Source organism: Simplicispira sp. GW247-4R2A (genome assembly GCF_059424465.1).
Genome location: NZ_JBWKZM010000038.1, coordinates 36,850 through 44,152 on the forward strand (window position 1 = coordinate 36,850; position 7,303 = coordinate 44,152).

8 protein-coding genes are annotated in these 7,303 nt (G+C 66.8%); all 8 read left to right on the forward strand.

What is annotated here, in order from left to right; translation table 11 throughout:
* The first annotated feature begins 11 nt into the window (after positions 1–11).
* A complete protein-coding gene (locus AC07ZH_RS19290) occupies positions 12–1,808 on the forward strand; it encodes a nitrite/sulfite reductase (RefSeq protein WP_495200945.1) in 1,797 nt (598 codons plus the stop codon).
* A gap of 15 nt (positions 1,809–1,823) precedes the next feature.
* Positions 1,824–2,255 carry a DUF934 domain-containing protein gene (locus tag AC07ZH_RS19295; protein WP_495200946.1) on the forward strand — a complete coding sequence of 144 codons (432 nt, stop codon included), beginning with the start codon at positions 1,824–1,826 and terminating at the stop codon, positions 2,253–2,255.
* Positions 2,252–2,896, forward strand: coding sequence for a phosphoadenosine phosphosulfate reductase domain-containing protein (locus AC07ZH_RS19300; RefSeq protein WP_495200947.1), 645 nt, complete (start codon positions 2,252–2,254; stop codon positions 2,894–2,896). Before AC07ZH_RS19295 ends, AC07ZH_RS19300 begins: the two co-directional genes overlap by 4 nt.
* Positions 2,897–2,987: 91 nt before the next feature.
* Positions 2,988–3,920 (forward strand): sulfate adenylyltransferase subunit CysD, encoded by a 933-nt coding sequence (gene cysD, locus AC07ZH_RS19305; RefSeq protein ID WP_495200948.1) that lies wholly within the window; start codon positions 2,988–2,990, stop codon positions 3,918–3,920.
* A 114-nt stretch (positions 3,921–4,034) separates the two neighbouring features.
* Positions 4,035–5,501 (forward strand): sulfate adenylyltransferase subunit 1, encoded by a 1,467-nt coding sequence (locus AC07ZH_RS19310; protein ID WP_495200949.1) that lies wholly within the window; start codon positions 4,035–4,037, stop codon positions 5,499–5,501.
* 9 nt (positions 5,502–5,510) lie between these two features.
* The gene (locus AC07ZH_RS19315) at positions 5,511–5,774 is read left to right on the forward strand and encodes a hypothetical protein (RefSeq protein ID WP_495200950.1); all 264 of its coding nucleotides are present in this window, start codon (positions 5,511–5,513) and stop codon (positions 5,772–5,774) included.
* A gap of 106 nt (positions 5,775–5,880) precedes the next feature.
* A complete protein-coding gene (gene fdxA, locus AC07ZH_RS19320; RefSeq protein ID WP_495200951.1) occupies positions 5,881–6,210 on the forward strand; it encodes a ferredoxin FdxA in 330 nt (109 codons plus the stop codon).
* A gap of 37 nt (positions 6,211–6,247) precedes the next feature.
* Positions 6,248–7,303, forward strand: a 1,056-nt coding sequence (locus tag AC07ZH_RS19325) for an NAD(P)/FAD-dependent oxidoreductase (RefSeq protein ID WP_495200952.1), incomplete at its 3' end; no start/stop codon positions are given.

Below are 7,303 nucleotides of genomic sequence, written 5' to 3' on the forward strand. Positions count from 1 at the left end.
GTTTTTCTTCCATGTACCAATACACCGACTTCGACAAGCAATTCGTCAAGCTGCGCGCCCAGCAGTTCCGCGACCAACTCGAGCGCTGGGAGCGCGGCGAGTTGACCGACGAGCAGCTCTTGCCCCTGCGCCTGCAAAACGGCTGGTACATCCAGCGCTACGCCCCCATGGCCCGCATTGCCGTGCCCTATGGCGAAATCAGCAGCACGCAGTTGCGCACGCTGGCCCGCATCGCCCGCGAGTTCGACAAGCCCGCACCTGAACTGCTGGCGCATGCCCAGGCCACCCAGGACGCCTTGCAGGACGCGCAGCCCGGCGCGACGCTCCCCGCACCGCCGCTGCGCTATGGCTACGGCCACTTCACCACGCGCACCAACTGCCAGTTCAACTGGATTCCGCTGTCCCGCGCCGCCGATGTGATGGACCTGCTGGCCAGCGTGGGCATGCACGGCATCCAGACCAGCGGCAACGACATTCGCAACATCACCTGCGACGCGCTCGAAGGCATCGCCGCGGACAGTATCGTGGACTGCCGCCCGTTTGCTGAAATCACGCGCCAATGGAGCTCGCTGCACCCTGAATTCAGCTACCTGCCACGCAAGTTCAAGATTGCCTTCAACGGCGCCGAAGAAGACCGCGCCGCGATCGGCTGGTACGACATCGGCCTGCAAGCGCGCCGGGCCGACGACGGCAGCGTGGGCTTCACCATGAAGGTCGGCGGCGGCATGGGCCGCACGCCCATCATCGGCAGCGTGGTGCGCGAGTTTTTGCCCTGGGACCAGTTGCTCAACTACATCGAAGCCGTGGTGCGCACGTACAACAGCTATGGCCGGCGCGACAACAAGTGGAAGGCGCGCATCAAGATTCTGGTCAAGAGCGAAGGCCAGAAATTCATCGACGCGGTGGAGAAGGAATACAAGGCCATCGTCGAGCTCGATGGCGCGCCACACACCATCACGCAAGCGGAACTCGACCGCGTCAGCAGCCATTTCGTACTGCCTGAACTCAAGGCGGCGAACTTGCCTTCCAAGGTCAGCCCGCAAGGCCAGCTCTACCAGCGCTGGTTGCAGCAGAACGTGCGCGGCCACAAGCTGCCTGGCCTCAAGACCGTGACCTTGTCGTTCAAGCGGCCAGGGTTTAACACGGGCGATGCCGACGCCGACACCCTGAACGCTTTGGCGCAACTGGCAGAGCAGTTCAGCGCAGCCGAAGCGCGCCTGACGCACGAGCAAAACCTGATGCTGCCCTGGGTGCACGAGAGCGACCTGCCCGCGCTGTACGAAGCGGCCCGCGCGCTTGGCCTGGCCCAGCCCAACATTGGCCTGCTGACCGACATGATCATCTGCCCCGGCGGTGATTTTTGCTCGCTCGCCAACGCCCGTTCGCTGCACATTGGCGCCGCCATCACCGAGCGCTACCAGGATCTGGACGAGCTGTTCGACCTCGGCCCCATCGACCTGCACATGAGCGGCTGCATCAACTCCTGCGGCCACCACCACAGCGGGCACATCGGCATTCTGGGTGTCGATAAGGACGGCAAGGAGTGGTACCAGATCACGCTCGGCGGGTCGGACGGCACCGATCTGTCTGGCCCCGCGATTGGCGGCAAGGTGGTCGGCCCCTCGTTCACGGCGGCCGAAGTGCCGGACGTGATCGAGGCTTTGCTCGGCACCTTCCGCGAACTGCGCAGGCCCGGCGAGCTCTTTATCGACGCCTTGCGCCGCATCGGCCACGACCCCTTCAAGCAAGCGGCCAACAGCATGCGCCGCCCCAAGGCCGACGAAGCGACCCTGACCGAACACGACTAATCGAGCTTATATTCTATGAAAATAATAGCTTATAGCGCAGTACCAGAAAGCGCTAACGCACCAAAAACCTTGCAAGTTTCCAACGACACGGAACTGGCAACCCTGGTGGCCAGCGGTGCGCTCGAAGGTGTGCAACGCGTGGAGCTGCATTTCCCCAAATTCACCGACGGCCGCGCCTACAGCCAGGCCCTGCTGCTGCGCCGGCGCTACCGCTTTGCAGGCGACATCCGCGCCACGGGCGATGTGCTGATCGACCAATTGGTGCACATGCACCGCAGCGGTTTCACCAGCGCCGTGCTGGCCGAAGGCGTGGACGCCGCCGCCGCCGAACGGCAGTTCGCGCGCTTTGCCGCCTTCTACCAGGGCGACGTGCATGAGCCACGCCCGCTTTTTGCTCGGGAAGCTGCACGTGATGCAGCCCGCGAAGCAGCGCTGGAGGCGGCATGAGCGCTGTGCAGACACCTAAACCCGTGCTTGACATCGCGCACGTCAACGCCACGCTCGGCCGCGACACGCCCGGCCTCGTGGCATGGGCGCTCGGCCTGGGCGAGCGCTCCATCGTCACCACCAACTTCCGCCCCTTCGAGGCGGTGATCCTGCACCTGGTCACGCAGGTGAACCCCGATGTACCGGTCGTCTGGATGGACAACGGCTACAACACCGAAGCCACCTACCGCTTCGCCGACGAGGTGACGAAGCAGCTTGGGCTCAAGCTGCAGATTTACCTGCCGCGCCGCTCGCGCGCGCACCGCGAAGCCGTGGACGGGCCGACACCCGCCCTGGACGACCCTCGCCACGCGGCCTTCACCGAAGAAGTGAAGCTAGAGCCCTTCTCCCGCGCGCTGCGCGAGACGGCGCCCAAGGTGTGGTTCACCGCGCTGCGCGCCACCGACACCGCCGTGCGTGCGCAGATGGACCCGGTCAGCATCAACCCCGACGGCCTGATCAAGGTCGCGCCGCTGCTGCACTGGTCGTCCAAAGACCTGCACGAATACTGCGCCCGCCACGGCCTGCCGAACAACTTCGACTACGTCGACCCCACCAAGGGCGAAGACAACCGCGAATGCGGCCTGCACCTGGCGCATTGAACGCGCCGCTAAACCATTTGAAAACATCAAAAACAATAGCTGCTCGCGCTTTACGTATATACGCTACAGCCCTATTTGATTGGAAACCCGCATGACCGCCCGCGCAGAACCCCAGCTGCTCAGCCAGCTCAGCAACCGCCACCTCGACGCGCTGGAAGAGGAAACCATCTTCATCCTGCGCGAAGTGGCCGCCGCTTTCGAGCGACCCACCCTGCTGTTCTCCGGCGGCAAGGATTCGCTGGTGATGCTCCGGTGTGCCGAAAAAGCCTTTGGCGTCGGCCGCATTCCCTACCCGCTGCTCATGATCGACACCGGCCACAACTTCCCTGAAGTGACGGCGTTTCGCGACCTGCGTGCCAGCGAGCTGGGCGCCAAACTCATCGTGCGCAGCGTCGAAGATTCGATGGCACGCGGCACCGTGCGGCTGGCGCACCCCGGCGAGCCGCGCAACGTGCACCAGTCGGTCACGCTGTTAGAGGCCATTGAAGAATTCCGCTTTGACGCGCTGATCGGCGGCGCGCGCCGCGACGAAGAAAAGGCCCGCGCCAAGGAACGCATCTTTTCGCACCGCGACAGCTTCGGCCAGTGGCAACCCAAGGACCAGCGGCCCGAGCTGTGGACGCTGTTCAACACCCGTCTGGCCGCCGGCGAGCACTTTCGCGTGTTCCCCATCAGCAACTGGACCGAGCTGGATGTGTGGCAGTACATCGAGCGCGAGCAGATCGCCCTGCCCTCGCTCTACTTCTCGCACCGCCGCCAGGTGGTGGACCGGCGCGGCATGCTGGTGCCCGTCACCCCCCTCACGCCGCCGCGCGACGGCGAACAGGTGCAGGAGCGCGAGGTGCGCTTTCGCACCCTGGGCGACGTGACCTGCACCTGCCCGGTGGCCAGCCTGGCCGCCACGGCGACCGACATCGTCATCGAAACCCTGGCCGCCGACATGAGCGAGCGCGGCGCCACCCGCATGGACGACCAGACCAGCGAAGCCTCGATGGAAAAGCGCAAGAAGGACGGGTATTTCTGACCCCTCCCGCCCCCTTCCGGGGGGCGGCCTCAGCGGCCCGGCGAAGCCGGTTCCGCGAGGCCACTGGTAGTCCATGGCTGAGGGTGTGCTTGTTTCAAGTTCCAGAGGTTTTCTATGACCACTATCAATTCAGTAGCTGCAAGCGCTTATGTACCAAGCGCTAGCGGCCTAAAAGACTTCAATATTGTGACGACTTCTTCCCATAACCACGACCACGACGCTGCCCTGCGCTTCATCACCTGCGGCAGCGTGGACGATGGCAAGAGCACGCTGATCGGCCGCCTGCTGGTGGATACCAAAGCGGTGCTGCAAGACCACCTCGCCGGCGTCCAGCGCCAGGGCGAAACCGACCTGGCCCTGCTGACCGATGGCCTGTCCGCCGAGCGCGAGCAAGGCATCACCATCGATGTCGCCTACCGCTACTTCGCCACCGAGGCGCGCAAGTTCATCATTGGCGACGCGCCCGGCCACGAGCAGTACACGCGCAACATGGTCACCGCCGCCAGCAGTGCCGACGCCGCCGTGGTGCTGGTGGACGCCACCAAGCTCGACTGGCAAAACCCCCTCCCCACGCTGCTGCCGCAAACCCGCCGCCACAGCCTGCTGGTGCACCTGCTGCGCGTGCCGTCCCTGGTGTTTGCCGTCAACAAACTCGACGCCGTCGCCGACCCGGCGCTCGCCTTTGCCCACATCAGCGCCGCACTGGCGGCCTTTGCGCAAGAGGCCGGCATCACCGTGCGCGCCACGGTGCCCGTCTCGGCGCTCAAGGGATGGAACGTGGTGGATGGGCGCGCCGGCTGGTGCGACTACATCGGCCCCAGCCTGCTGCACATCCTGGAACAGTTGCCCAACACGGCGCCGGACAGCAACCTGCCGCTGGCCTTCCCCGTGCAGTGGGTCGAAAAACCGGCTGCGCCTTCTGCTGCTCCCTCTTCCGCGCTGCCCGGCGCTCCAGCGGCTCAGCCCCCGTCTGCCTCGGCCGACACGCCCCAGGGCCGCCGCGTGTTCTGGGGCCGCGTCGCGGCAGGCGCTGCGCAGCCGGGTGATGAGGTGCAGGTCTTCCCCAGCGGCCAGCGGGCCCGTGTGGCGCAGGTGCTGGACCGCACCCGCCAGCCAGGCAGCGTGGCCGCCGGCCACAGCGCCGGCATCGTGCTCGACCGCGAGATCGACATTTCGCGCGGCGACTGGCTGCTGGCCACAGCGCCACAGGTGCAAGGCAACGAACAAGGCGACGGCTTCGACGCGCCCGAGCCGGCATCGCCCTGGCCCGCGCAAACGCTGCTCAATTGCACCGTCGCCTGGCTGGACGAGCAGCCACTGGTGGCTGGCCGCGTGTACCAATTGCTGCACGGCCACCGCTGGGTCAAGGCGCGGGTACAGCGCATCGTGCACGGGCTCGACATCCACACGCTGGCCGAGCACCCGGCCAGCGAGCTGGCGCCCAATGCCATTGGCCACGTCGAGCTGCAACTGCAATCGCCCCTGCCCGTAGCACCGTACACGCGCTCACGCCAGCTCGGCGCCATGATTTTGGTGGACACCGCCAGCAACCGCACCGCCGGTGCCGTGCTGCTACGCTGAGGCGCATGGATGATCCAAGCTCCAGACGGCCGCCGGTCTTCAGCATCGGGCACTCGGCGCGCAGCTTCGGCGAATGCATGTGCGCCGAAGCCGTGGTGGCGCTGCCACCGCCGCATCGCCACCGACTACCTGCTGCAGGAAGGCCGCCAGGTGCGCCACATTCTGGGCAAGGCGCCCGCCGAACCCGCCAGCATGACACCCGGCGCACAACCCACCACGCTGTCCGGGCACCCTGGCCGCACCGTGCTGATCTACCCGCTGCTTGACACATAGCAAACGCTGCGCACGCCGATACTGCAAGACCGTCAGGGTCACGCGCAAGCCCCTCAGTGCAAACCCTTAAAATAGCAACCTTCCGTTTCCGAACAACGAGCCAGCCATGACCCACGTCGTCTCCGAGAACTGCATCAAGTGCAAATACACCGATTGCGTGGACGTGTGTCCCGTGGACTGCTTTGTGGAAGGGCCGAACATGCTCGTCATCAACCCTGACGAGTGCATCGACTGCGCGGTCTGCGTACCCGAATGCCCGGCCAACGCCATCTTTGCCGAAGAAGACCTGCCGCCCCCAGAGCTCGCTTTCATCAAGATCAACGCCGAGCTGACCAACGCCCCCGGCTGGAAGCCCATCACCAAGCGCAAAGCAGCCCTGCCGGAAGCCGACGAATGGAACGGCAAGCCCGGCAAGCGCAGCGACATCATCCGCTGAGCGCCCCTGCGGCCCCCACCACCGCAGCGCCCCTGTTTTGACGCCAGCACCCGCGCCCGCACTGCTGCGCACCGACGCGGTGGTCATCGGCGCCGGCCCCGTCGGCCTGTTCCAGGTCTTCCAGCTCGGACTACAGGGCCTGGCCTGCCACGTGATCGACGCCCTGCCGCGCGCCGGCGGCCAGTGCGCCGAGCTGTACGGCGACAAACCCATCTACGACATCCCCGGCATCGCGGTCTGCACCGGCCAGGAGCTGACCGAGCGCCTGCTCGCGCAGATCCGCCCCTTCGCCCCGCACTGGCACCTGGGCCAGCAGGCCACCGCGCTTGAGCCCCAGGCGGGCGGCGGCTTCCTGGTGCACACCAGCCAGGGCACGCGCCTGCACGCCCGGGCCGTGTTCATCGCCGCCGGCGTCGGCGCCTTCCTGCCGCGGGCGCTCAAGCTCGAAGGCCTGGCCGCCTACGCGGGCACGCAACTGCGCTACCAGCTCGACCCGGGCGAGACCCTCGCCGGCCAGCACCTGCTGGTGCACGGCGGCGGCGAGGCCGCCGTGGCCAGCGCCATCGCCTGCGCCACCGCGCCCGAGCCCCTGCGCCCGGCCCGCACCACGCTGCAGCACCGCCGCGACGTGTTCGACGCGCCGCCCGACATGCTGGCGCAGCTGCACGCCCTGCGCGCCGCCGGCCGCATCGAGGTCGCCATCGGCATGGCCGGCGGCATCGTCGAAACACAGGGGCGCCTGGCTGCGCTGGAGCTGACCACGCCCGAGGGCAGCACGCTGCGCCAGCCGCTCGACCTGCTGCTGGTGCGCCTGGGCCTGGTGCCGCGCCTGGGGCCGATTGCCGACTGGGGCCTCGAACTGGAGCGCAAACAGCTCGTGGTGGACACCGCCACCTTCGCCACCAGCGTCCCCGGCATCCACGCCGTGGGCGACGCCATCACCTACCCCGGCAAGCGCAAGCTCATCCTGAGCGGCTTCCACGAAGCCACCCTGGCGGCCTTTGGCGCCGCCGAGTGGCTGGCCGGGCACAAGCTGCCGCTGGAGTACACGACGAGCAGCGAGAGGCTGCAGGGGTTGTTGGGGGTGGGGAAG

Excerpts from the sequence above, each read along its gene's own strand:
- AC07ZH_RS19290 (WP_495200945.1), top strand. The coding sequence starts at position 12 with ATGTACCAATACACCGACTTCGACAAGCAATTCGTCAAGCTGCGCGCC.
- AC07ZH_RS19295 (WP_495200946.1), top strand. The coding sequence starts at position 1,824 with ATGAAAATAATAGCTTATAGCGCAGTACCAGAAAGCGCTAACGCACCA.
- AC07ZH_RS19300 (WP_495200947.1), top strand. The coding sequence starts at position 2,252 with ATGAGCGCTGTGCAGACACCTAAACCCGTGCTTGACATCGCGCACGTC.
- cysD (WP_495200948.1), top strand. The coding sequence starts at position 2,988 with ATGACCGCCCGCGCAGAACCCCAGCTGCTCAGCCAGCTCAGCAACCGC.
- AC07ZH_RS19310 (WP_495200949.1), top strand. The coding sequence starts at position 4,035 with ATGACCACTATCAATTCAGTAGCTGCAAGCGCTTATGTACCAAGCGCT.
- AC07ZH_RS19315 (WP_495200950.1), top strand. The coding sequence starts at position 5,511 with ATGATCCAAGCTCCAGACGGCCGCCGGTCTTCAGCATCGGGCACTCGG.
- fdxA (WP_495200951.1), top strand. The coding sequence starts at position 5,881 with ATGACCCACGTCGTCTCCGAGAACTGCATCAAGTGCAAATACACCGAT.